This window comes from Leifsonia sp. P73 (assembly GCF_051059105.1).
GTDB lineage: Bacteria > Actinomycetota > Actinomycetes > Actinomycetales > Microbacteriaceae > Leifsonia.
In genome coordinates this window covers 2,475,539-2,499,480 of record NZ_CP194931.1, presented here as the reverse complement: position 1 = coordinate 2,499,480, position 23,942 = coordinate 2,475,539, and the positions used below count along the sequence as shown (strand labels likewise).

The 23,942-nt window shown below is 70.5% G+C and carries 22 protein-coding genes and 1 pseudogene; 8 read left to right on the top strand and 15 right to left on the bottom strand.

What is annotated here, in order from left to right; translation table 11 throughout:
• Positions 1 to 17 precede the first annotated feature (17 nt).
• The 10 genes and pseudogenes from ACQ86L_RS12800 to ACQ86L_RS12755 form a co-directional block, all read right to left on the bottom strand.
• Entirely contained in the window at positions 18 to 920 is a 903-nt protein-coding gene (locus ACQ86L_RS12800; RefSeq protein WP_434315736.1) for a hypothetical protein, read from the bottom strand.
• Complete coding sequence (locus ACQ86L_RS12795; RefSeq protein WP_434315735.1) at positions 917 to 1,315, bottom strand: hypothetical protein; 399 nt, start codon at positions 1,313 to 1,315, stop codon at positions 917 to 919. The genes ACQ86L_RS12800 and ACQ86L_RS12795 overlap by 4 nt, the downstream gene beginning before the upstream one ends.
• 405 nt (positions 1,316 to 1,720) lie before the next feature.
• Positions 1,721 to 2,575 carry a hypothetical protein gene (locus ACQ86L_RS12790; RefSeq protein ID WP_434315734.1) on the bottom strand — a complete coding sequence of 285 codons (855 nt, stop codon included), beginning with the start codon at positions 2,573 to 2,575 and terminating at the stop codon, positions 1,721 to 1,723.
• Complete coding sequence (locus ACQ86L_RS12785; RefSeq protein ID WP_434315733.1) at positions 2,575 to 3,438, bottom strand: hypothetical protein; 864 nt, start codon at positions 3,436 to 3,438, stop codon at positions 2,575 to 2,577. The genes ACQ86L_RS12790 and ACQ86L_RS12785 overlap by 1 nt, the downstream gene beginning before the upstream one ends.
• The gene (locus ACQ86L_RS12780; protein WP_434315732.1) at positions 3,435 to 4,061 is read right to left on the bottom strand and encodes a response regulator; all 627 of its coding nucleotides are present in this window, start codon (positions 4,059 to 4,061) and stop codon (positions 3,435 to 3,437) included. The genes ACQ86L_RS12785 and ACQ86L_RS12780 overlap by 4 nt, the downstream gene beginning before the upstream one ends.
• A 192-nt stretch (positions 4,062 to 4,253) precedes the next feature.
• A pseudogene (locus ACQ86L_RS12775) lies at positions 4,254 to 7,243 on the bottom strand (alpha-mannosidase).
• Positions 7,244 to 7,272: 29 nt separating this feature from the next.
• A complete protein-coding gene (locus ACQ86L_RS12770; RefSeq protein ID WP_434315731.1) occupies positions 7,273 to 8,109 on the bottom strand; it encodes a carbohydrate ABC transporter permease in 837 nt (278 codons plus the stop codon).
• Positions 8,109 to 9,071: a carbohydrate ABC transporter permease gene (locus tag ACQ86L_RS12765; protein ID WP_434315730.1), complete on the bottom strand. Its 963-nt coding sequence runs from the start codon at positions 9,069 to 9,071 to the stop codon at positions 8,109 to 8,111. Before ACQ86L_RS12765 ends, ACQ86L_RS12770 begins: the two co-directional genes overlap by 1 nt.
• Position 9,072: 1 nt before the next feature.
• A complete protein-coding gene (locus tag ACQ86L_RS12760) occupies positions 9,073 to 10,425 on the bottom strand; it encodes an extracellular solute-binding protein (protein WP_434315729.1) in 1,353 nt (450 codons plus the stop codon).
• 139 nt (positions 10,426 to 10,564) lie between these two features.
• Entirely contained in the window at positions 10,565 to 11,812 is a 1,248-nt protein-coding gene (locus ACQ86L_RS12755) for an ROK family transcriptional regulator (RefSeq protein ID WP_434315728.1), read from the bottom strand.
• A 128-nt stretch (positions 11,813 to 11,940) separates the two neighbouring features.
• On the opposite strand from ACQ86L_RS12755, the gene ACQ86L_RS12750 reads away from it, so the two are divergent.
• A complete protein-coding gene (locus ACQ86L_RS12750) occupies positions 11,941 to 13,128 on the top strand; it encodes a MarP family serine protease (protein ID WP_434315727.1) in 1,188 nt (395 codons plus the stop codon).
• Between the two features lie 32 nt (positions 13,129 to 13,160).
• Positions 13,161 to 14,180, top strand: coding sequence for an NADPH:quinone reductase (locus tag ACQ86L_RS12745; RefSeq protein WP_434315726.1), 1,020 nt, complete (start codon positions 13,161 to 13,163; stop codon positions 14,178 to 14,180).
• On the opposite strand, the gene ACQ86L_RS12740 is transcribed toward ACQ86L_RS12745, so the two are convergent.
• Positions 14,164 to 15,489 (bottom strand): MFS transporter, encoded by a 1,326-nt coding sequence (locus ACQ86L_RS12740; protein WP_434315725.1) that lies wholly within the window; start codon positions 15,487 to 15,489, stop codon positions 14,164 to 14,166. The genes ACQ86L_RS12745 and ACQ86L_RS12740 overlap by 17 nt on opposite strands.
• Positions 15,490 to 15,579: 90 nt before the next feature.
• Between ACQ86L_RS12740 and ACQ86L_RS12735 the strand changes: the two genes are divergently transcribed.
• Genes ACQ86L_RS12735 through ACQ86L_RS12715 form a run of 5 tightly spaced genes read left to right on the top strand, consistent with a single transcriptional unit; the run spans position 15,580 to position 18,214 of the window.
• Positions 15,580 to 16,143, top strand: a complete 564-nt coding sequence (locus tag ACQ86L_RS12735) for a TetR/AcrR family transcriptional regulator (RefSeq protein WP_345838715.1) — start codon at positions 15,580 to 15,582, stop codon at positions 16,141 to 16,143.
• A gap of 30 nt (positions 16,144 to 16,173) precedes the next feature.
• Positions 16,174 to 16,917, top strand: coding sequence for an AzlC family ABC transporter permease (locus ACQ86L_RS12730; RefSeq protein ID WP_434315724.1), 744 nt, complete (start codon positions 16,174 to 16,176; stop codon positions 16,915 to 16,917).
• Positions 16,914 to 17,219, top strand: coding sequence for an AzlD domain-containing protein (locus ACQ86L_RS12725; protein ID WP_434315723.1), 306 nt, complete (start codon positions 16,914 to 16,916; stop codon positions 17,217 to 17,219). Before ACQ86L_RS12730 ends, ACQ86L_RS12725 begins: the two co-directional genes overlap by 4 nt.
• A gap of 57 nt (positions 17,220 to 17,276) precedes the next feature.
• Positions 17,277 to 17,681 (top strand): hypothetical protein, encoded by a 405-nt coding sequence (locus ACQ86L_RS12720; protein WP_434315722.1) that lies wholly within the window; start codon positions 17,277 to 17,279, stop codon positions 17,679 to 17,681.
• Complete coding sequence (locus ACQ86L_RS12715) at positions 17,678 to 18,214, top strand: DUF6328 family protein (protein ID WP_434315721.1); 537 nt, start codon at positions 17,678 to 17,680, stop codon at positions 18,212 to 18,214. Before ACQ86L_RS12720 ends, ACQ86L_RS12715 begins: the two co-directional genes overlap by 4 nt.
• Here the strand turns inward: ACQ86L_RS12715 and ACQ86L_RS12710 are convergent.
• Positions 18,186 to 18,866, bottom strand: a complete 681-nt coding sequence (locus tag ACQ86L_RS12710) for a GntR family transcriptional regulator (RefSeq protein WP_434315720.1) — start codon at positions 18,864 to 18,866, stop codon at positions 18,186 to 18,188. The genes ACQ86L_RS12715 and ACQ86L_RS12710 overlap by 29 nt on opposite strands.
• A gap of 115 nt (positions 18,867 to 18,981) precedes the next feature.
• Here ACQ86L_RS12710 and ACQ86L_RS12705 point away from each other — a divergent pair, with 115 nt between their 5' ends.
• Complete coding sequence (locus ACQ86L_RS12705; protein WP_434315719.1) at positions 18,982 to 19,632, top strand: GntR family transcriptional regulator; 651 nt, start codon at positions 18,982 to 18,984, stop codon at positions 19,630 to 19,632.
• A gap of 220 nt (positions 19,633 to 19,852) precedes the next feature.
• Here the strand turns inward: ACQ86L_RS12705 and ACQ86L_RS12700 are convergent, their stop codons facing one another.
• From ACQ86L_RS12700 to mmsA, 3 genes are read right to left on the bottom strand one after another with little or no spacing between them, the layout of a single operon-like run.
• Positions 19,853 to 20,944 carry a substrate-binding domain-containing protein gene (locus ACQ86L_RS12700; protein ID WP_434315718.1) on the bottom strand — a complete coding sequence of 364 codons (1,092 nt, stop codon included), beginning with the start codon at positions 20,942 to 20,944 and terminating at the stop codon, positions 19,853 to 19,855.
• A 55-nt stretch (positions 20,945 to 20,999) separates the two neighbouring features.
• The gene (gene mmsB, locus ACQ86L_RS12695) at positions 21,000 to 22,349 is read right to left on the bottom strand and encodes a multiple monosaccharide ABC transporter permease (RefSeq protein WP_434315717.1); all 1,350 of its coding nucleotides are present in this window, start codon (positions 22,347 to 22,349) and stop codon (positions 21,000 to 21,002) included.
• Entirely contained in the window at positions 22,349 to 23,896 is a 1,548-nt protein-coding gene (gene mmsA / locus ACQ86L_RS12690) for a multiple monosaccharide ABC transporter ATP-binding protein (RefSeq protein ID WP_434315716.1), read from the bottom strand. The genes mmsB and mmsA overlap by 1 nt, the downstream gene beginning before the upstream one ends.
• Positions 23,897 to 23,942 lie beyond the last annotated feature (46 nt).

Below are 23,942 nucleotides of genomic sequence, written 5' to 3'. Positions count from 1 at the left end.
CACGAATCGTGCCCGGATCAGCCGTAGCGGAGCGTCGCCCCCTGCGACTTCAGGAAGTCGATGTGCACGTGGTTACAGGTGTCGTCGAACGGCGCGAAGTTCTGCACGCTGATCGAGCCGCGGCACTCCGCCTGGCCCAGGCCGGAGCCCTTCGGCACCAGGGGGTCGAGGAGGCGGATGAGCTGGAGGGACTTGGCGTCGCCGCCGGTGAGGGCCGAGCCGTTGAGGAGGAAGAAGTCGACCGCGTGGCCGCCGCCGTCCGCGTAGTGGGCGGAGTCGGTGCCCGCGCCCTCGATCTGGCCCGTGCACTTGCGGTTGATGTCGCTGACGCCGACCTGGCTGAAGTTGTCCAGGGCGACCGAGATCGCCTGGAGGACGCGGTAGTCGACGCCGCAGCCGGGGACGACCTTGCCCTCGGCCAGGTTCGCGATCTCCGGGATGTGGTTCGGCGTGGAACCGACCAGGCGGCCCGCGGCGACGGCGCCCATGAGCTGCACGGCCAGGGCCTGCACCGTGGGCGACACGGCGGTGTTGGTGGTCGAGTCGAGGGCCTGCGGGCTCTCGGCGATACCGAGGCCGTCGCGGGAGACGACCTGCGCGGTGGCGTCGCCGCCGGTCAGGGTCTGCACGGCGAGGGCGGTGCGCGCGGCGCCGGCGACGGAGGCCTCCCCCGTCGTCGCGTACGCCGGGAGGGAGGCGGTGCCGAAGAACGCGGTCAGCGCGACGAGCACGAAGAGGTGGAAGCCGCGGCGGTGGCGGCTCTCGGTGTGGAGCTTTCGGTAGATGCCGCGACGGGGGTGGCGCGGGTTCGCCGGATCGGCGACCGAGGGGCCGGCCGCGACCTGCGTGGCGGGGACGGACGACTGCTGCGCGGCGGCGGCGGCACGGCGCTCGGCGCGGGACGGGCGGGTCGGCTTCACGACGACGCGCTCGCGGACGACGCGCTTCTTCTTCCGCGGTGCGGTGTGCTGCTCATCCGTGCGACGGCGGGCGACGGCGCTCTCGGCGACGACGTTCTCCGCGACGACGCTCTCGGCCGCGGGGGCCGCGGCCGCGGGGTCCCGGCCGCCAGGGTCTCGGCGAACAGCGACGCGATGCCGTCCTCCGGAGCGGCCTGCGACGCGACAGGTGCGACCTGTGCCTTCGCGGCCGGCGTCCGACGCGCCTGGGCACGCTCGGCCTCCAGCGCGGCACGGCGGCTCATCGGCGCAGGCGCGGCGGGCGCCGCCGGGACGACAGGTGCGGCGGGGGCCAGCGACTCGGCCCGCGTGAAGTCCGTGATCGGGTCGGCGACTGCCTGCGTCTGCTCGTCCACGTCGAGTACGACGGGTCCCCGAGTACTGCGGCGAGGCCGCAAGGGGGCAGAGGACTCGGGCAAAAAGGGCCTTCCTGGACGAACTGAACCCGCCTGGGACGGTCGGGTCCGAGCGCCGCGGGGGGACGACGCTTTCAGGCGTACCGATCATTCTTATCAAATTTCCGCTGGACGTTCTATCAATGCAGACGAATAGATCGCACCAATTCGGGGCACGACGCCCCTGAACGGGCGAACTCGCGGATGAATGGAGGTCGCCGGAATCCCGCGAGATGCCGGGGGCGGGGCGCATTCCGCGCGTTCGGGTCGCGCGGAAACCACCCCGGCCCTGACGAAGACGGATGCAGGTCCGATCACCTTGAAGGTAACCCTTCGAGTCCGCTCAGACGCCACCGGGTACGGCTGCTACGACTGGCGTTCGCACGCCGGACGGGTGCTAGGGAACGACCACCGCGAGCTCGACCCGGCCGGCGACCTCCTGCAGCGCGACGTCCCCCGCTCGGCGAGCTGGCGGAGCCCGATCCCGGGCACGGCGGTGGTCAGCGCCCCTCCGGAGACGATCACGACCGAGACGCCGTCGCCGGACGCCGGGAGCACGTCGAGCGTGACCTCCGACCCGTCGCCGTGGCGTACCGCATTCGCCAGGCCCTCCGAGATCGTGTCGATCACCGCGGCGGCGCGCACGGGCTCGCGCAGACGCTCCCACACGTCGTCGCCGAACGACGACCGCAGCGGGATGGCGCACGCCCAGCTCTCGACCAGCGCAGTGATCCGCTCCGCGGCGTCCGGCTCCACGCGCGGCGCGCTCAGCTCGGCACGGATGCTCGACACCACCCTGCGCAGCTCGGCCGACGCGTCCGCCGGCGGTCCAGCCGCCAGGGCGAGGGCGGAGGCGATCAGCTCGGACTGGACTCCGGAATGCAGCAATCGCGCGAGCGCGGCCCGCTCCCGCTCGAAGTCGCTCCGGATGGCGGCCGCCGCGCGGATGTTCTCCTGGACCGCCTCCTCGAGCTCGCTCTGATCCCGGCGCACCTGGGCCGTGAGAGAGGCGACGAACGCGACCCCGAGGCCGACCAGCCAGTACGAGGCGGCCTCGAACCAGACCAGCTCGGGATCGCCTCCCATCAGCCGGACCGTGATCTCGCTGCTCGTTGAGAGCAGCACGCCGATCACGACGTAACCGACCGCAAGGGCCACCGCACGCAGCGCGGGTGGGGTCCGGGTGGCCGCGAGCCCCAGCAGCGCGTTCCCTCCCCACATCACGAGAAGGCCGCACACCAGCGGGGGAGGCAGAACAACAGGCCGTACTGCCAGACGCCGAACGGGAGCACCATCACCGCGAAAAGCACGGCCAGCAGGAGTGGAGGGGCCGCCTGCATCCCGCCGAGCACGGAGGCGATCCAGTCGCGCCGGCGCACACGGCCCGCGTCGGACTCCTCCCCGGCAGGAGCGTCGGTGTCGAAGACCCGGTGGCTGGCCGGTCGGACGACCTGCTCGGCCACCTCGCGGAGCAGATTCGCCGCGTCGACGGGACGGATCCCGTGACTCTCGGCCGCGACGGTCGCGCGCTCCAGCCCTTCCGAGACGGCGTCCAGGGCGGAGTCCCGCAGAGCCTGCGCACGGTCCGCCGCCCGCACCGCATCGCGAGCCGAGGCCTCCCGCGCCGCGCGCAGCCGTCGATAGACGCCGAGATGGTCTTCGACGAGCTGGACGCCGATCGCGATGAGCGAGAACACGGCGACGGTCGTCACCAGGTTGATCGCCATCCGCCCGCCGAGATCACCGGCCGCGGCGGGGATGCCCAGCAGCCATCCTGCGGCGAGGAAGAGGACGGGACGGAGGACGCCGATGACGGCGAACACGGCGAACACCGTGGCTGCCCGTGCCGCTGCCGGCGTGACCCGGAGCAGCGCCCGGCCCACCAGCAGCAGGAGCCCGACCGCCAGGTGCTCGACGGAGGCCACCGCGAGGACCGCCCACGGCCCGCCGGTCACGTACTGCAGCCCCGACATCACGGTCAGCGCGATCGGGGCCGTGATCAGCCACGTCCACCAGGTGATGGCGTGACGGCCCGTCGCCTGCGCGACGATGCGCCGGACCCGCGAAGCGACGGACGGGTTCACAATCCCGACCCCGGGTCGCCGTACGTCGCCGTGTAGAGGGTCGCGGCCGCCACCCGCGGGGCGATGCCATCGTCACCGCCGAGGCCGAGTGCCTGGAAGACGCGCTCCACGCTCTTCTCGACCGCCCGCACCGAGACGCCGCGCCGGCGGGCGATCTCCGCGTTCGTGAGTCCCGCGGCGAGCAGCCGCGTCGTCTCGCGCTGGGCCGGGCTCAGCCGGACCAGCGCGCCCTGCGAGCCGGTCGCGCCGGTCAGGTGCTCGACGGGCCGGTCGGCCAGGACGGCCTCCGCGGCGTCGACCAGCTCGGCGACCGACCCGATCGCGCCCTTGTTGACGAAGGAGGCCCCCTCGACGGTGTCGCGGGCCTGGGCCGCCGCAGCCTCCCGCGACAGGTTGCTGAGGAACAGCACCGCGACGTGCGGGGCGCGCTCGCGGACGATCGTCGCCAGCTCCACGCCGTTGGGCCGGGAGCCGAGGTCGATGTCGGTCACGAGCAGGTCGGGGTCGGCGTCGTCCACGAGCCGCAGCGCGTCCACCGCGGAGGGCGCCGCGGTGACCTCGAATCCGCGCTGCGCGAAGGCGTCGGCCACGAGCGAACGCATCAGGGCGTGGTCCTCGACCACGAGGACCCCCTGCGCCACATACCGACCGCCACGTGGAAAGAATAACCGGGCGGATGGAATGCTTCTGCCGGGCCGCGCGCCCCCAGTTCGGGACACGCGACCCGCCGACGGCTGCGCGGCCCGCACGCGCGACGGCTCGCGAAGGATGTTGCCCGCCCCGGGGTTCGCGCGGCCCGGGGCGGGCGGTCTGGGTCAGCCGCGGACGAACCGCAGCGTGACGATCTCGAAGGGACGCAGCGCGAGCGTCGTCGCGGCGTCGCCCGTCGCGCGCTCCAGCAGGTCGGTGCGCTCGATGCGCTCGTACGGGAAGCCCACCGCGAGCGTCGTCGACGCCCGCGAGCCGTGCGCCTCGTACAGGCGGACGACGACGTCGCCCGAGCCGTCCTCGGCGAGCTTGACGGTCTCGACCACGACTCCCGCCGACGAGGAGGCGACGAGCGGCTCGCTCGCGGCCGCCGCCGGGCGCAGCGGGAGGTTGAGCCGGTAGCCCGCCTCGATCGCCGCGTCCACGCCCCCGACCACGAGGGAGCTGCGCAGCGCGTGCTCGCCCTGGTCGGCCTCCGGGTCCGGGAAGAGCGGCGCGCGCAGGAGGGTCTGGCGCACCAGCGAGTAGGTGCCGCCTCCCTCGCGCTCGTGCCGGGTGATGTCGTGGCCGTAGGTCGCGTCGTTGGCGACGCCGACGCCGAAGCCGGGCTCGGACACGTGCACCCAGCGGTGGGCGCTGGTCTCGAACCGGGCGACATCCCAGCTGGTGTTGGTGTGCGTGGGCCGGTCGATGTGCCCGAACTGGATCTCCGAGCGGGCCGACGTGGTGTGGACGTCGACCGGGAAGCCGAGCTTCAGCATCCGCTGGCGCTCGTGCCAGTCGACGTGGGTCTCGATGTCGAGCGCGGGCGACCCGGCGGCGAGGGTCATCGTCTGCGTCACCGTGGAGGAGCCGAAGCGGCGGATCAGGCGCAGCGACACCGACTCGGGCGTCTCCGCGGCGACGTCGAGGGACTCCACCCGCGTAAGGTCCTCCCCCGCGAGCCGGTACTCGATGTCGACGTCCCAGGCGTCCCACTGCGTGGGGGTGTCCCGGAAGAGCTGGAGGAGGTTCGCGCGGGTGCCCGCGGGTACCACCTCCCGGCCGGTCGCGAGCTCCACGATCGAGGGGATGAGCCCCTCGGCGTCCACCGTGACCGCGATGCGGTCGTTGATCAGCCGGAAGCCGTCGCCGTCGGGCTCGACGCGGGCGTCGGAGCCGCGCGCCGGGACGCCGATGCCGCCCGGGGCGATCCCGTCCACCCGGTACGGGGAGGCGTTGGCGACGGCGTCCGAGTCGGTCGCGCCCGCGGCGAGCGCCGCCAGCGACCTCCCGATCACGTCCTCCAGGCTGCGCGCCACCGCCGCGTAGTTCTCGACGGCCTGGTCGTGCACCCAGCCGATGGACGACCCGGGCAGGATGTCGTGGAACTGCTGCAGCAGCACCGTCCGCCAGGCCTCCCGCAGCTCCTCCGCCGGATACACCGCACCGGCGCGGACCGCCGCGGTCGCCGCCCACAGCTCCGCCTCGTGCAGCAGCGCCTCGCTGCGGCGGTTGCCCTGCTTGGTGCGCGCCTGCGAGGTGTAAGTGCCGCGGTGGAACTCCAAATAGAGCTCCCCCGCCCACACCGGCGCCGGGTCGAACTCGGCGCGCGCGGCGTCGAAGAACGCGGACGGCGCCGCGACCCGAACGGTCGGCGAGCCCTCGAGGTCGGCCGTGCGCGCGGCCGCGGCGACCATCTCGCGGGTCGGCCCGCCGCCGCCGTCGCCGAACCCGAACGGCACGAGCGAGGTGTTCGCGCGGCCCTTGTCGGCGAAGTTCTGCTCGGCGTGGGCGAGTTCTCCCCGGAGAGGATCGAGTTGTAGGTGTCGACCGGCGGGAAGTGCGTGAAGATGCGCGTGCCGTCGATGCCCTCCCAGTCGAAGGTGTGGTGCGGGAACGTATTGGTCTCGTTCCACGAGATCTTCTGGGTGAGGAAGTAGTCCATCCCGGCCTCGCGCGCGATCTGCGGGAGCGCGCCCGAGTAGCCGAACGAGTCGGGCAGCCAGACCTCGCGCGGCTCGTAGCCCAGCTCCTCCAGGAAGAACCGCTTGCCCTCCACGAACTGGCGGGCCAGCGCCTCCGAGCCGGGCATGTTGGTGTCCGACTCCACCCACATCCCGCCGACCGGCACGAAGCGGCCCTCGGCGACGCGCACGCGGATGCGCTCGAACAGCTCGGGGTAGAACCGCTGCATCCACGCGAACTGCTGGGCCGACGAGCACGCGAACACGAAGTCCGGGTCCTGGTCCATGAGGTCGAGGACGTTGGAGAAGGTCCGCGCGCACTTGCGGATGGTCTCGCGCACCGGCCACAGCCAGGCGGAGTCGATGTGCGCGTGGCCCACCGCGAACACCTGGTGCGCGGTCGCAGCGGCGGGCGACGCCAGCACGCCGGCGAGCGCGGCGCGGCCTGCCCCAGCGGTCGCACCGACGTCGAACGGGTCGACCGCCGTCACCGCGTCCTCCAGCGCGGCGAACAGTGCGGCCCGACGCGGGGAGGTCGCCGGGAGCTCGGCGGCCAGGCCGCGCACCGTGAAGATGTCCTGGATCAACTCCCACACCTCCCGGTCGCGGTGGACGACGTCCACCCGGCGCAGCGTGTAGATGGACTCCGTCGGCGCGGTCGACTTGCGGCCGACCGGCGTCGGCCGGAACGACCAGTCCGACCCCACGTCGGGGTTGGAGGCCGCCTCCACGAACAGCTCGAACGACTCCCCAGGCGCCGCCTGCAGCCGCACGTAGTTGTTGAGCGGCTCCAGCGCCTTGACGATCGTGCCGTCCGTCGCCCAGACCAGCCCCTCCGCCTGGAAGCCGACCTGGCCGGCGGTGAAGCCGAGGTCGACGACCAGCTCCACGTCATCGGGAGCGGCCTCCCACTCGGCCGGGACCGTCCCGGTCACACGGAACCAGACCGTGCCCCACGGCCGCCCCCACGGCCTCCCGACGGCGAACGGCTCGAACGCGCCCTCCACCGCCTGCGCGAACGGCACCGGCTCGTCCGGCACCTCCCACGCCTCCACGGCCACCGGGACGGACGCCCGTTCGAGGGCGGGCGTCAGGCGCTCGCGGACGAAACGGTCGACCCGCAACTCGGCGAGCTGGTTCTGCTGGTACAAGGAGGACTCCTTCTATATAAGAGGTACGGCTAGCCCTTGACGGCCCCGGCGAGCGCGGAGGAGCCGCCCAGCGCACGGGACACGATCACGTAGAGCGCGATGACGGGCACGGAGTAGATGAGCGAGTAGGCGGCGAGCTGGCCGTAGGCGACCGCGCCGTACTGCCCGAAGAACGTGAAGATGCTCACAGCAGCCGGCTGATTCTGCGGGCTGAGCAGCAGCACGAACGGGACGAAGAAGTTGCCCCACGCGGCGACGAACACGTAGATGAACACCACCGCGATCCCCGGCCGCACGAGCGGGACGACGACCGTCCACAGCGTCTTCATGCTGGACGCGCCGTCGACCCAGGCCGCCTCCTCCAGGGAGATCGGCACGGAGTCGACGAAGTTCTTCGTCATCCAGATGGCCATGGGGAGCGATGACGCCGCCATGAACAGGATCGTCCCACCGAGCGAGTCGATCAGGTTGAGCGACACGAACAGGCTGTAGACCGGCACCATCATCGCGGTGATCGGCAGGCAGGTCCCGAACAGGATCGCGTAGAGGAACGGCCGGTTGAACCGGTTGCGGTATCGCGACAGCGGGTAGGCGGCGAGCACCGCGATGATCACGGTGAGGACCGCGCACCCGGCCGACAGCAGGAGGCTGTTCCACAGTGGCACGAACGCCAGCTCGGGCGTGAGCACCTTCTGGAAGTTGTCCAGCGTCCACTGCTTCGGCCACGCGACCGAGAGGGTCGCGCTGCCGTCGAACGAGGCCAGCACCACCCACACCAGCGGCAGCACGAAGACCACGCCGATCAGCAGCAGCAGGATGTTGGCCGTCCACTTGAGGGCGATGCCGTTGGGCGACGAGAGCTTCATCAGTCCACCTCCGTCTTGAGTGCGCGTACGTAGACGATCGCGAAGACCGCCCCGACGAGCAGCAGGATGGTCGCGATCGCGGTGCCGTAGCCGAGCTCGGAGAACTTGAACGCCTCCTGGTACGCCAGCACCGGCAGGGTCATGCTCTTGTTGCCCGGTCCGCCGCCGGTCATCACGTAGATGAGCGTGAAGACCGACAGCGTCTGCAGCGTGATGAGCATGAGGTTGGTGGAGATGCTGCGCCGGATCATCGGCAGCGTCACGAGGAAGAACCGCTTCGCCCCGTTGGCGCCGTCGACCTCCGCCGCCTCGGTGATCTCCGGCGGCACCTCTTGCAGCGCGGCCGAGTAGACCAGCATCGAGAACGCCGCGCCGCGCCAGGTGTTGGCGAGGATGATCGACAGCATCGGGAAGGCGAACAGCCACGACGGCCCGACGATGCCGAACCCGGCGAGGATCGCGTTGAGCGTGCCGTGCTGGCTGAAGAACGCGTACGACGCGAACGCCGCCACGATCTCCGGCAGCACCCAGGCGCCGACCACGAAGGTCGAGACGAGGGCGCCGACCCAGCGGCTGCCGCTGCGCATCAGAAGGGCGAGCACCATGCCGACGATGTTCTGGCCGATCACCGCGGAGCCGATCAGGAAGACCAGGGTCAGCCAGACCGAGACCGGGAAGTCCGGGCTCTTGAAAAGGTCGATGTAGTTCTGGAGGCCCACCCACTCCGCCGACGCCGCCGCCGAGCCGGTGAGCGACATGTTGGTGAACGAGCCGTAGAACGACGACAGGATCGGCCCGACCAGGAAGACGACCAGCAGGCCGATCGCCGGGACCAGGGGGACGGCCCGGGCGAGCGAGCGCCGGGCGTGTGCGCGCGAACGTGTCTTCGGACCGCGCGGCGGCCGGACCGGGGTGGTCCGGCCGCGCGCGTCGGTGCCGACGGCATCCAGAGTGGAGGTCACCTTACTTCGACTCCGTCTTGTCCTTACCGACGATCCCCACGACCGAGTCGTCGTAGGTCTTGGCGGCCTGCGCCGGCGTTGCCTGCCCGGTCATCACCGACTCCATCGCCACCTGGATGCCGTTGGAGATCTTCGGGTAGTCCGGGGTCGCCGGGCGGAACTTGGTGACGGCGACCAGCGAGGAGAAGAACTCCGACGTCGGGTTGGAGGTCTTGTACTTCTCGTCGTTCGCGACGTCCTTGCGCACCGGGATGCCGGCCGTGTTGATGTTGTACTCGAGCGAGCGCTGCTTGTCGGTCACGAAGGTGATGAACTTCCAGGCCGTGTCCTTCGCCGAGCTCTTGGAGCCCATCGAGAACGTCCAGCCGCCCGAGAGGCTGATCGAGCCGGGCGCGCCGCCGTTCTGCGTCGGCATCTTGGCCGTGCCCATCACCTTGTCCCAGTCGGCCCACGGGGTGGCGCCGGTGGGCAGCCACGCGTTGGAGGCCCAGGAGCCGTCGAGGTTGATCGCCAGCTTGCCCTGCGGCACCAGCTCGTTGTTGATCGTGTTCTGGTAGTTGGTGTCGCTGGTGACCTCCTGGCTCGGGCCGAGGCCGCCCTGGTAGACCTCCTTGATCACGTCGAGCGCGTCGGTGAACGCCTTCGAGCCGGTGATCCACTTGGAGGAGGAGTCGTCGTAGAGGCCCTTCGCGCTGGCCCCGTACATGAGCATCTCGAAGCCCTGCATCGAGCTCGCCTCACCGGCAGCCTTGCCGGAGAAGATGTTGAGCGGGATGACGCCGGGGTCGGCGGCCTTGATCTTCTTGGCCGCGCTGATGACGTCCTCCCAGTTCTTCGGCTGCCACGGCGTGGGGATGCCGGCCTTGGCGAAGATCTGCTTGTTGTACCAGAGCCCGCGGGTGTCGGTCCCGGTGGGGATGCCGTACACCTTGCCGTCGTCGCCCTTGCCCGCGTCCTTGGCGTTGTCGAAGAAGTTGGACCAGTCCGACCACTTGGAGACGTAGGAGTCGAGCGGCGCGAGGTACCCGGCCTGGGCGTCCGCGCGGATGAGGAAGGTGTCCTCGCTCATCACGTCGGGCGCGGTGGTGGCGGCCCGGTTCATGAGCGCGAGCTTGGTGTAATAGTCGTTCTCCGCGGCCTTGATGGGCACCAGGTCGACCTTGGTGCCGGGATTGGCCTTCTCGAAGTCGGTCTTGGCCTTGTTCATGAAGTTGGCCATGATGTCCGACCCGAAATCCTGGAAGGCGACCTTGATGGTCTTGCCGTCACCACCCCCGGACGACGACGAACAGCCCGCCAGTGCGACGAGCGCGGCGGCGGCGACTGCTGCGACCACAACCCTGCTTCGCTTCATCGATGCTCCTTTGCATTGGGGTCCTCCGGCTCCCGTGCCGCGGACTCTTCGTAATTTATAAATCAAATTGATTTATAAGTAAAGAGCGCAGAGCAAATCGCCCGTCCACCCTCGGGTGGGGGACGTGAGAGGAGGTGGCTCAGCCCCGCCCCACCCGCGGCGAGAACGTCTCATTCAGCACGAGGCACGCCGCCCCCACCGCCGCCACATCCTCCCCCACCGCGCTCCCCTCCAGCAGCACCGGATGCGTCAATATCCCCATATCGATCTCCGCGAGACGGTCGGCGAGCTGCGCGAGATAGCGGCGCTCGACACGCGACCACGACGGACCGCCGAACACCACGCGGTCCAGGTCGAGCAGCGCAGTGAGGTTCGACAGGTAGAACGCCGTGTTCTGGATGGAGCGGTCGATGATCGCCGCGGCCCGTTCGTCGCCTGCGTCCGCAGCCTCGGTCAGCCGGGTGAAGAGCGCGTCGACCACCTCCACGTCGAGATCCAGATCGACCCCGTCGACGACCGACGTCCCCGCCGGCGCCGTCAGCGCTCCGGCCCACAGGCCCTGCATGACCAGCCGCTGCGGCCGCACCGACTCGCCCCAGCAGCCGCGGCGGCCGCACGCGCACAGCGCTCCGCCCGGGTCGACCAGCACGTGGCCGGCGTCGCCCGCGTTGTCGGTCGAGCCGGTGTAGACCTCGCCGCCGAGCACCAGGCCGATGCCGGCGCCGGTGCCGTAGTAGATGAACGCGTAGTCCTTGCTGGCGCCCGCGGGGTCGCGCCAGCGCTCGGCCACGGCGGCGCTGATCACGTCCTTCGCGACCAGCGACGGGAGGCCGGTCGCGGCGGTGAGCTCGTCGCGGAGGTGGAAGTCGTTCCAACCCGGGATGAGTGGCGGCCGCACCACGACGCCGGTCGCGGTGTCGAGAGGGCCGGGCGCGGCGACACCCACGCCGATCACGCGCGACGCGTCGACGCCCGGGGTCGCGAGCAGCGAGCGGATGGCGTCCAGGATGACGGCGAGCGTCGCCTTCGCGTCGCCGTCCGGAGGGGACGGCCGGCGCAGGTGCTCGACCACCTCGCCCTCCAGGTCGAGGAGCACGCAGGTGATCACGGTGGGGTCCAGGTGCACGCCGACCGCGTACGCGCCGGCGGGGTCGAGCCGCAGCAGGGTGCGGGGCTTGCCCGGGCTGCCCTCGCTCTGCTTCCCGGCCTCCCGGATCAGCCCGTGGCCGAGCAGCCGCCGCGTCACGTTCGTCACGGTCTGCGCGGACAAACCCGTGACGGAGGTGAGCTCCACGCGGCTGAGGCCGCCCTCGGAGCGCCGCACGGCGTCCAGCACCACGGTCTCGTTGAACGCGGCGATCGCCGGGAGGTTCGCTCCCTTCGGCACGGCATCCTCCTCCACGCTCGGGTCGGGAACCCGGCGTCCCTCGTAATATACCCACGCACATGGAGGTTTCCGGTTCCGTACATCTGTACCCCAGCCCGCGCCCAGCCTGGTGGGGCATCGTGAGAGCCGTGGAGATCGTGGTCGACGTCGTGCTGCTGGTGCTCGCCGTCCTCGCGATGGCGGCGGGCTGGAGCAATGGCGCCATCCGCGCCGCGGGGGCGCTCATCGGGCTCGGCGTCGGTCTCTCGCTCGGCCTCCTCCTGGCGCCGATGGTCGTGAACTGGATGGCCGCGTCCGGGATGACCGGCGTCAGCCAGCGCTCGATCGTGGCAGCGGTGGTCCTGGTCGTGTGCGCCGGCGTCGTCTACGCGCTGGCGACCGCGGCGGCGTCGGTGATCGGCAAGGTGCTCCGGCACGGGCCGGTCAAGTGGGTGGACTCGCTGATCGGGGCGGTCCTCGGCTTCGTCACCTGGGCGGTCGTCGTCTGGCTCGTCGCCGGCTTCGCGATGGCCACCAGCCTCGCGACCGTGGTGCAGGCCGCGAACTCGTCGCAGGTCGTCTCCACCCTGAACAGCATCGCGCCGGTCCCCTCCTCGACCGTGCTGGGCGCCGTGGACGACGCCCTCGCCGGGGCCGGCCTCCCCAAGGTCTTCGAGGGCGGCGAGTCGATCAAGACCATCGGCGCGCCCGACCCGAACGTCCCCGCCGCGGTCGCCTCGTCGCAGCAGTCCACCGTCACCGTGCTGGCGTCCAAGCCGGCCTGCGGCGTGGACTCCGAGGGCAGCGGCTGGGTCGTGCAGCCGGGCCGCGTGGTCACCAACGCGCACGTCGTCGCCGGCGCCTCGTCCGTCGTGGTGCGGGAGTCCGGCGGCACGACGGTCGACAGGGCCACGCTCGTGGCGTTCGACCCGGAGCGCGACCTGGCCGTGCTGGACGTCACCGACCTCCGGGCGCCTGCCCTGCACCTCGGGCAGAACCTGGGCGCGGGCGATTCGGCGTACGCGGCCGGCTATCCCGGTGACGGGCCGTTCACCATCAGCCCGCAGCGCGTCCGCGACCAGGTCACCGCCCGCGGGACGGACATCTACCAGAGCGGCGCGGTCGAGCGGCAGATCTACTCGCTGCGCGGCACGATCCGCCCGGGTAACTCCGGTGGCCCGCTGCTCGACCAGGCGGGCGAGGTCGTCGGGGTGGTGTTCGCCCGCTCCACCATCGACCCGCAGACCGGCTACGCACTGACCCTGGACGAGCTCCACCCGGTGCTCGCCTCGGTCGGCTCGGCGCCGATCAGCTCGGGAGCCTGCTCCGCGGGCTGACGACGGGCGCCGTCCCGTGGTTGGCTTGAGCCATGAAGGCTGTCAGCTACACCTCCACCGGCGACTCCGACGTCCTCGTCCTCGGCGAGCGCGCCGAGCCGCACCCCGGCGACGGCGAGGTGCGCGTCCGCATCCACGTCTCCGGCGTCAACCCGACCGACTGGAAGGCGCGCCAGGGCAGCGGCCCGGCGGATCTCGCGCGGGCGCAGGTGCCGAACCAGGACGGCGCCGGAGTGGTCGACGAGGTCGGCGCGGGCGTCACCACTGTCCAACCCGGCGACCGGGTCTGGGTGTGGGACGCCGCGTACCAGCGCCCGGACGGCACGGCGCAGGAGCTCGTCGTCCTCCCGGAGGCGCACGTCGTGCCGCTGCCGGAGGGTGTCAGCTTCGACGTCGGCGCGTCGCTGGGTATCCCAGCGCTCACGGCGCACCGCGCGCTCACGGCGCACGAGGGCGTGGCAGCGGAGCTCGCGCCCGGCACACTCGACGGGCGGACTGTGCTCGTCGCGGGAGGCGCGGGTGCGGTCGGCCACGCGGCCATCCAGCTCGCCGTCTGGGCGGGCGCCACGGTCATCGCGACCGTCAGCAGCCACGAGAAGGCCGAGCTCGCGCGCGCTGCAGGAGCCCACCACGTCGTCAACTACCGCGAGCCGGACGCCGCCGAAGCGATCGGTGCGCTCGCCCCGCGCGGCGTCGACATCGTCGTGGAGGTCAACGCCAGCGCCAACGCCGAGCTCGACACGAAGGTCGCCGCCCGGGGCGCCACGATCGCGGTGTACGCCGACGCCCCTGGATCGACCGAGGTGACCATGCCGATCCGCCCGGCGATGCAGAAGAACCTGCGCTGGCAGTTCGTGCTCACCTACACGGTCGCGCCGGAGGCCAAGGCGGCCGCGGTGCGGGCGGTGTCGGCGGCCGTCGCGGCCGGTGCGCTGCCGGTCGGCGCCGAGCACGGCCTCCCCATCACGCGCTTCCCGCTGGAGGAGACGGCCGCCGCCCACGACGCCGTGAAGGACGGCGCCGTGGGCAAGGTGCTCATCGACCTGGCGTGAGAGCGGGCTCGGCGGAGGCCGCCGCCTCGGCACGCACACCGCGCGCCAGGCGCACGATCTGCACCACCATCGCGACCGCGGCGGCGACGGCGATGGCCGCCGCGTAGCCGAGCGCGGTGGGCAGCAGCCCGACGACACCGATCAGCTCCCCCGCTGCCAGCGCGGGGACGCCGTAGGCCAGGTAGCTCACCAGGAACACCCCGGCGAACAGCTCGGCGCGCTGGTCGTTGGGCGCGAGCGGGGCGATGATCCGCAGCATCGCCGAGAATCCGGCGCCGAAGCCCGCTCCCGCGACGACCGCGCCGGCGAACAGCACGGGCAGGAGGCCGGCGCCGATCCCGATGGCGGTCAACGCGATCCCGGCCATGATCGCCGCCATCGCCCAGACGGTCGTGGTCCGCGCCGGCGCACGGGTCAGCAGCAGCCCGGCGACCGCGCCCACAGCGGGCGGCACGGCGACGATCGCGCCGTTCAGGATGCCGGAGTCCAGGTGGAAGACACCGTGCAGGATCGACGGTGACAGCCCGATGAACAGCCCGGCGAGCATCCAGGTTGCGAGGAAGAGCGGCAGCGCCGCCACGAACTCGCCCCGCGCGGCCCGTGGGATGAACAGCCGCGGCGTCAGCGAGCGCAGAGCGCCAGGACGGGCCGCGACGGTCTCCGGCGACGCCAGCACGACGAGGATGCCCGCGGCGAACAGCAGCGCCAGCGTCACGAAGACGAGCGTCGTCGGCTGGGCCGTGAACTGGACGGCGAGCCCGGTGAAGAAGGCGCCGAGCGCGATGCCGCCGACCGGGGCCGTCGAGCCGATGGTCGCGCCGAGCTTCTTCTGCCGCTCGGGAGCCAGTTCGACCAGGGAGGCGGTGAAGGTGCTCATCGCGGCGCCGGTGGCGACGCCCTGCACCGAGCGGGCGGCGATGATCGACCCGATGTCCTTCGAGAACAGGAACATCAGCATCGCCGCGATCTGGAGCGCGAGCGCGCCGACCAGCACGGGGCGCCGGCCGATGTGGTCGGACAGCGAACCGGCGACGAGCAGTGTGATCAGCAGCGTCACCGCGTAGATCGCGAAGGCGACCGTCAGCAGCCAGGACGGGAAGCCCCACTCCTGCTGGTACAGGACGAACAGCGGGCTGGGCGCGCCGACGGCGAGCGCCACGGCGACGAACGCCAGGGCCGTTCCGGCGAACGCGGCGGTCGGGCGCAGCCGCACTGAGCGACCCCGCTGGCGCGGCCGGGTGGCGGCAGTCGACCCAGTCGCGAGCGTCGGGCTCGCGAGCGTCGGGCAGCTCTCCCCTGCAGTGGACATCTCGGCCTCCTAAAAGCAAATTTGATTGCTTTAATGGACTATAAAGCGCGATCTGGTAAAAAGCAACAATCTTTGCTTTAAGCTATTCCCATGACTACGACCACACCGTCGAAGCGGACGGGCGGACGCAGCGCCGCGGTCATCCACAGCGTGCGCACCGCCGTCGAGGAGCTCGTCCGCGAGAAGGGCAGCGAGCGCGTGACCGTTCCGATGATCGCCGAGCGCGCCGGGGTCAACCCGACCAGCATCTACCGGCGCTGGGGCGACCTCCCGACCCTCCTCAACGACATCGCCACCTACCATCTCGACCCCGACCGTCCGCTCGCCGACCGCGGCGACCTGCGGGACGACCTCACCGACTGGGCGAGCGGGATCGTCACGCACTTCCGCAAGCCGGTCAACGCGGCCCTGCTGCGCGGCGGCGCGGGCGCTGCGGGAGAGCGCACCTCGGACTGCCTCCGCAACCGGCGCACCGAGGCGGAGCTGCTGCTCGCGCGGCATCCCGAGTCCGACGTGACCGAGGACGACGTGATGGACGTCGTGATCGCCCCGATCGTCAACCGCGTCATCTTCCAGCCGTGGACGCTCGGTGACACGACGGCGGAGGACATGGTCGCGCGCCTGTTCCGGCCGGGCGCCGGCTCCGCACGGTAGGGAGCCTCCCGGCCCGCTAGTGTCGTCAGAATGGCACGCCCTCCCCGCACAGCACAGGAGCGCGCCGCCGCCCGCTCCGGCTGGGCGGTCGGCGTCGCGACGGCGCTGTACGGCATCTCGTTCGGCGCGCTCGCGACCGCCTCGGGACTCGACGTGTGGCAGGCGTGCGTCCTCAGCCTCGTCATGTTCAGCGGCGGCTCGCAGTTCGCCCTCATCGGTGTGCTCGCGTCGGGCGGGATCGCTGCGGGCGGTACGGCCATCGCCTCCGCCGCCCTCCTCGGCGTGCGCAACTCCTTCTACGCGCTGCGCCTGTCGCGCATCATCGGCCCGGGATTCTGGAGGCGGGCAGCGGCCACCCAGCTCACCATCGACGAGTCCACGGCGGTCGCCACCGCCCAGACCGAGCCGCGCGCGCAGCGCATCGGGTTCTGGGTGACCGGGCTCGTGGTCTACCTCGGCTGGAACCTGATGACCCTCGCCGGGGCGCTCCTCGGCAACCTGATCGGCGACGTGAAGGCGTACGGCCTGGACGCGGCGGCGGCCGCGGCGTTCCTCGGACTGCTCTGGCCGCGGCTGAAGGCGCGTCAGACCCAGGCGGTCGCCGTCGCCGCCGGGTTCGTCGCGACCCTGCTGACGCCGGTCCTCATGCCGGGACTGCCCGTGCTCGCTGCCGCGGCGGTCGCGATCGTGTTCGGCGTCCTCAACCTGTTCGGCCGGGGCGACGACAGGCCGCATCCCGACCCGATCCCGATGGAGCGGGAGGTCGAGCCGTGACGACCTGGAACATCATCCTGCTCGGCTCGATCGCCGTGCTCGCGCTGAAGGCTGTGGGCTGGCTGGTCCCGCCGAAGGCGCTCGACCATCCCGTCGTCGCCCGCACGAGCGACCTGCTGACGGCTGCACTGCTCGCCGCACTGATCTGCGTGCAGACCTTCGGCTCCGGGCAGTCGCTGCACCTGGACGCGCGGCTGCCCGCGGTCGCCGTCGCCGCCGGGCTGTACGCGCTGCGCGTGCCGTTCATCGTGGTGGTGCCCGCGGCCGCCGTCGTGGCGGCACTCATCCGCCTGCTGACCTGACGCCAGGCGGGGCCGAGGCCTGGAACCGGTGTCGGCGGCCGTCTCTAACGTTCTGACGTGACCGTATCCTGGCATCCCGTGGCGAACGCTCAGCCCTCGGAATGGGTGCTGAGCCAGGGTGCCCTCGGGACGCCGTACGCGGTCGTCCGGCGGTTCGCGTTCGGGGACCTGAACCGGCCCGACGTCTGGTACCGCGTCGTCACCTGGGCGCCGGCGTCGGAGGGCCGGGAGCTGATCGGCTGGTGCCGGACGCTGGAGGCCGCGGCGGCGGTCGCCTGGGACCACCGCTGCGCCGCCGAGTCGTGGCGGCACCACATGGCCGCCCGGAGGTCGGACGCCGCGACGATGGCGGCGAAGCGGCCCAGCGCCGCCGAGCTCGTGCGGTTCTACCGCGCGGCACTGGCGGCGCAGGGAGTCCACCCGTTGCGTGCGTCTCCTCCCCGGACGACGATGGAGCGATGACCCAGAACCCGGACCCGCCGCCGGACCCGCGGCCGCCGGACCGGGACGACATCGACCCGGACGACGGACGCCCGGAGTCCGCCACCCAGCGCGCCGACCGCAACTGGAACGAGATCCTGCAGGAGCTCCGGGTGACCCAGACGGGCACCCAGCTCATCAGCGGGTTCCTGCTCGCGATCGCGTTCCAGGCGCGCTTCGGCACGCTGGACGCGTTCCAGGTCGGCTTCTACCTGGTCCTGGTCGTGCTCGCCGCCGGGAGCACCGCGCTCGGGCTCGCCCCGGTCGCGCTGCACCGCCAGCTCTTCCGGCACCACGAGAAGGCGCAGTCCGTCGCCATCGCCAACCGGCTGCTGAGGATCACTCTGGGCCTCGTGGCCCTGCTGACCTCCGGCGTCGTGTTCTTCGTCTTCGACGTGACGCTGGGCCTCACCGCGGCGATCGTCGCCGGCGCCGGGATCCTGCTGGTGCTGGTGCTCCTGCTGCTGGTGTTCCCGGCGGCCGTGCTCAGCCGGCTCCGCCGGCGCGCGGACTGAGCGCCGCGGAGAGTTCGAGCAGCATCTCGTCCAGGACGCCCGTCGCACTCTCGTCGCCGAGGACCACCGCCCGCACGAAGTCGAGGACCCGCTCCCGCGAAACGGCCGCCGCGCCCTCGTCGGACAGCGTGACGTAGCGCACGAAGCGCGGGATGAGGTTCTCGATCGTCTCGGCGAGCACACGATCGGGGATCACGGCCAGGATGGCCGCGGTCGAGCGCTGGAACGCGTCGATCGGCGCGGCGTCGCCCGCTCCGTCGGATTCGCGCTCCAGCCGCTCGGCCACCACCGTCAGCTCCAGCTCGGTGTCCACGTCGACGCCCTGGATCGCGTGGCGGATCGCCGGGGGCATCAGGAGCCGCAGCACTCCGACGACATCGACGATCTCGCGGAGTTCGAGGGGCGACACCAGGGTGTAGCGGTTGGGGGCCGTGCGGATCAGTCCGACCTGCTGCAGCTTGCCTATCGCCTCGCGCACCGGGGTGCGGGAGACGCGGAGGGCATCGGTGAGCTCTCCGTCTTTGAGGCGCTCACCTGGGGCGAGATCTCCGGTGATGATGCCGGCGAGGAGTACCGCGTAGACATCGTTTCGGAGGAGGCGCCGATCGGCCGCGAGCGAGGGGAAGCGCGCGCGGAGTTCTTCGAGGGTCATGGGGGAACTCGTTTCATGAACTCAGTTTTGCTCTGGTATATTTATAGATTACCAGTAGGCATCTGACCAGAGCAAGCTGTTCGTTCCACCGACCCCGACCCAGGAGCACCCGACCATGCCAATGCCCACCGATCACGTCGCCCGCATCTCCCTCTCCGAAGAGGCCTACGTGCGCATCGAAGCCGCCATCATGGACGGCACCCTCGAACCGGGTGAACGTCTCCGCGACGCCGACCTCGTCGAGTGGCTGGGGATCTCGCGCACCCCCATCCGCCACGCGCTCGACCGGCTCGCCGAGCAGGGCCTCGTCGAGATGGAGCGCAACCGCTTCACGCGCGTGGCCCAGTTCGACATCCACGGTGTCCTCGAGTCCGTCCAGGTCGCCGGCGACCTGTGGGCCGGCGCGGCGTTGCGCGGCCTCCCGCTCTGGGAGGCCGTCGACGACGAGTTGATCGGCGAGATCCAGAACGAGCTCGTCGCGGCGGCGGCGAACGACGACGCCACCCGCCTCGTCACCGTCTTCTCCCAACTGGTCGTGGCGTTCGCGCGGATCGAGGACAACGACGTCCGCATCCGGGCGCTCGGCAACGTGCTCCCCCAGGTCCGGCGGCTCGGCCGCAAGCTGCACGGCCGCCTCGACCCGCTCGCCCTCGAACGCTTCGCCCGCGACCTCCGCGAAGCCACCGCCCGCCGCGACGGTCGCGCCGCGGTCACGCTCATCGACGACTACGTGACGCGGATCGGGGAGGTCCTCGCCACCCTGTGACCCCTGTTCCGGCCGCGGAACCCCCACTCGCGATCAGGGTCACCACGGGTGCGGATATCCGTGGTGGCCCTGATGCCGTGACCCCGCACGCGTCCTAGCGTGAGACCAAGGCCGCCAGAGGGGGAAATCCCGGGGGAACTGTCCAGGGGGACACAGAAGGCCGGTCCCGAAGCGGGACCGGCCTTCTGCTCTGTCTACAGCTGCCCGGGAGGGGCGCCGACTACTTGGTCAGCGGCTCCAGGGTCGGGTCGTTGGCGTAGGCCTCCGCCGCGTTCGCCTTGGTGACGATGATCGGCTTCAGGAGGTAGGCCGGGACGACCTTGACACCGTTGTTGTACGACTTGTCGTCGTTCGTGGCCGGCTTCTTGCCCGCCTGCAGGTCCTTGACCATGTCGATGGCCTGCTTGACCAGGTTGCGGGTGTCCTTATTGATGGTCGAGTACTGCTCGCCCGCCATGATGGACTTGACCGACTCGGCCTCCGAGTCCTGACCGGTGACGATCGGGACCGGCTTGCCTGCGCCCTTCACCGAGGTGATGATGGCGCGCGCGAGGGTGTCGTTCGGCGACAGGACGCCGTCGAGCTCGGTCGAGCCGTAGCTGCCCGCGAGCAGGGTGTCCATGCGGGTCTGCGCGTTGGCCGGCAGCCAGCCCTGGGTGGCGGTCTGCTTGATGTCGGTCTGCTTGGAGACGACCGTCAGCGTGCCGTCGTCGATCTTCGGCTGGAGGACCTTCATCGCGCCGTCGAAGAAGACCTTCGAGTTGGCGTCGTCGGGCGAGCCAGAGAACAGCTCGATGTTGAACTTGGTCTTGCCCGGGTACTTGGCCTTCATGCCGTCGAGGAGGGCCTGACCCTGCAGCTCGCCGACCTTCTCGTTGTCGTACGCGACGTAGTAGTCGACGTCCTTGGTGTTCAGGATGAGGCGGTCGTACGCGATGACGGTCGCACCGGCGTCGTGCGCGGCCTTGGCCTGCGCAGCGAGCTGGCCGCCGTCCACGGCGCCGATGATGACGACCTTCGCGCCGTTGGTGATCATCGACTGGATCTGGGACTGCTGGTCGGAGACGCCCGAGCCACCGGCGTACTGCACGTCGCCCTTGAAGCCCGCCGCCTTCAGGCCGTCGGTGAACAGGCCACCGGCGAGCACCCAGTTCTCCGACGTCTTGGTCGGGAGGGCGACACCGATGGTCGCGTCCTTGGCGAAGCCGGACGCCGTCGACGAGCCGGACGAGCCGTCACGGCTCGAGCAGCCCGACAGGGCGAGCGCGGCGGCAGCAGCGACAGCCACTGTCGCGAGTGCGAATTTGCGCATTGCGTTCTCTTTCTGTGATTGGGATGGTGCAGGTATTCGGGATGAGTGGTGCAGGTCAGGAGGTGAGGGAGCGCGAGGAGTCCTCGGCGGGGTCCGACGTCGGCAGGACCGCCGGCTGGTCGGCGCCCGCGGCGTCGGCTGCGGACTCCGTCCGTCCGCGGCCGCCGAACAGCCTCCCGATGAGCGAGGGGCCGCCGCGGCGGTGCGAGTAGACGTCGATGCCCACGGCGATCAGGAGGACGAGGCCCTTGATGATCTGGACCTTGTCGCTGGTCACGCCGAGGAGCTGGAGGCCGTTGTTGAGCACGGCGATCACGAGACCACCGACGATCGACCCTGCGACGGTGCCGATGCCGCCGGAGACCGCAGCGCCACCGATGAAAACGGCGGCGATCGCGTCGAGCTCCCAGCCGAGGCCGTCCTGCGGGCCGGAGGAGACCGAGCGGGCGACGGCGATCATGCCGGCCAGCGCCGCGAGCACCGACATGTTCATCATCACGTAGAAGTTGACGCGCTTGATCTTGACGCCCGACAGCTCCGCGGCGTGCGAGTTGCCGCCGACCGCGTAGATGTGGCGGCCGAAGATCGTGTTCCTGGTCACGAACGAGTAGACGATGATCAGGACGCCGAGGATGATGCCCGACACCGGGAACGACGTCCCGACCCGGCCGCCGGCGAACAGCAGCGTCGCGTAGATGACGACCGCGTCGAGCACGATCACCTTGAAGACGCTGACCCAGAGCGGCGCCTTGTCGGAGCCCATCTTGGTCTGGTTGCGGCGGGTCCGCGCCTCGAAGAGCGCGATGACGACCGCGATGATGAGGCCGAGCAGGAGCGTCGAGTTGTTGAAGCCGGTGTCGGGTCCCCACTCCGGGAGGAAGCCGCCGCCGATGAAGGTGAAGGAGTCCGGCACCGGGATGGTGTTCGCGTTCCCGATGAACTGGTTGAGGCCGCGGAAGATCAGCATGCCGGCCAGGGTGACGATGAACGCCGGGACACCCGCGTACGCGACCCACCAGCCCTGCCAGGCGCCGATCACGACGCCGATGACCAGACCGAGCAGGATGGCGACCGGCCACGGGAAGTGCCACTCGGTCATCGACTTCGCCACGATGATCCCGACCACGGCGGCGACGGAGCCGACCGACAGGTCGATGTGGCCCGCGATGATGACCATGACCATGCCGATGGCCAGCACCAGGACGTAGACGTTCTGGTTGACCAGGTTGATGAGGTTCACCGACTCGAGCGTCTTGCCGCCGGTCAGGATCTCGAACAGCAGGATGATGACGACGAGCGCGCCCAGGATGCCGAACTGGCGGCCTGTGGACTGGCCGCCGCCGAACATCTTGCCGAGGTCGCGGATTCCGCCGGACTTCTTCTTCTCTTCGATCTGAGTCGTCATTATCGGGTTGCCTTCTTCTTGGCGGAGGTCATGCTCTTCAGGAGCGTTTCGGGGGTGGCTTCGCTGATGGGGAGCTCGTTGGTGATCTGCCCCTCGAAGATCGTGTAGATGCGGTCCGAGATGCCGAGCAGCTCGGGCAGCTCGGAGGAGATGACGATGACGCCCTTCCCCTGGGCCGCGAGCGCCTGGATGATGCCGTAGATCTCGTACTTGGCCCCGACGTCGATGCCACGGGTGGGCTCGTCGAGGATGAGGATGTCCGGGTCGGTGAACATCCACTTGGCGAGGACGACCTTCTGCTGGTTTCCGCCCGACAGCGTGGCGACGCCGCGGTCGACGTCCGGGGTCTTGATCCGGAGGCTCTTGCGGTACTCGTCGGCGACCGCGTACTCCTGCTGGTCGTTCACGACGCCGCGCTTGGCGATCTTCTTCAGCTTGGCGGCGACGATCGACTGCTTGATGTCGTCCAGGAGGTTGAGGCCGAGCACCTTGCGGTCCTCGCTCACGTACGCGAGGCCGTTGTCGATGGCCTCCGAGACGTTGCGGACCTGGATCTGCTTGCCGTCCTTGTAGATCTCGCCGGAGACGTAGGTGCCGTACGAGCGGCCGAAGACGCTCATCGCGAGCTCGGTGCGGCCGGCGCCCATGAGGCCGGCGAAGCCGACGATCTCACCGCGGCGGACGGTGAAGCTGGAGTTCTTCACCACGAGCCGGTCCGCGACCTGCGGGTGCTGCACGACCCAGTCGCGCACCTCGAAGAGGACGTCGCCGATGTTCGGCGTGCGGTCGGGGAAGCGGCTCTCCAGCGTGCGGCCGACCATCCCGCGGATGATGCGGTCCTCGTCCACGCCGTCGCCCTTGACGTCGAGGGTCTCGATCGCGCGCCCGTCGCGGATGATCGTGATCTGGTCGGCGACCTTCTCGATCTCGTTGAGCTTGTGGCTGATGATGATGGAGCTGACGCCCTTGTGCTTGAGTCCGACGATCAGGTCGAGCAGGTGCGCGGACTCGGCCTCGTTGAGCGCGGCGGTCGGCTCGTCGAGGATGAGGAGCTTGACGTCCTTGTTCAGCGCCTTGGCGATCTCGACGAGCTGCTGCTTGCCGACGCCGATGTTCTTGATCTGGGTGTCGGGGTCGTCGTTCAGGCCGACGCGCGCGAGCAGCTCGACGGCGCGCCGCTTGGCCTGGCTCCAGTCGATGACGCCGCCGCGCCCCGGCTCGTTGCCGAGGAAGATGTTCTCGGTGATCGAGAGCTCGGGGATGAGCGCGAGCTCCTGGTGGATGATCACGATGCCGCGCTGCTCGGAGGACTTGATGTCCTTGAAGCGCATGACGTCGCCCTGGTAGACGATGTCCCCCGTATAAGTCCCGAACGGGTACACGCCCGAGAGGACCTTCATCAGCGTGGACTTGCCTGCGCCGTTCTCGCCGCAGATGGCGTGGATCTCGTTGGCGTGGACGGTGAGGGAGACATCCTCGAGCGCCTTCACGCCGGGGAACTCCTTGGTGATGGCGCGCATCTGCAGGATGACTGCGTTCGACGGCATCGTCGCTCCTTGGTGTGCTGTTCGGGTGCGGGTTGTGCCTAAGTAG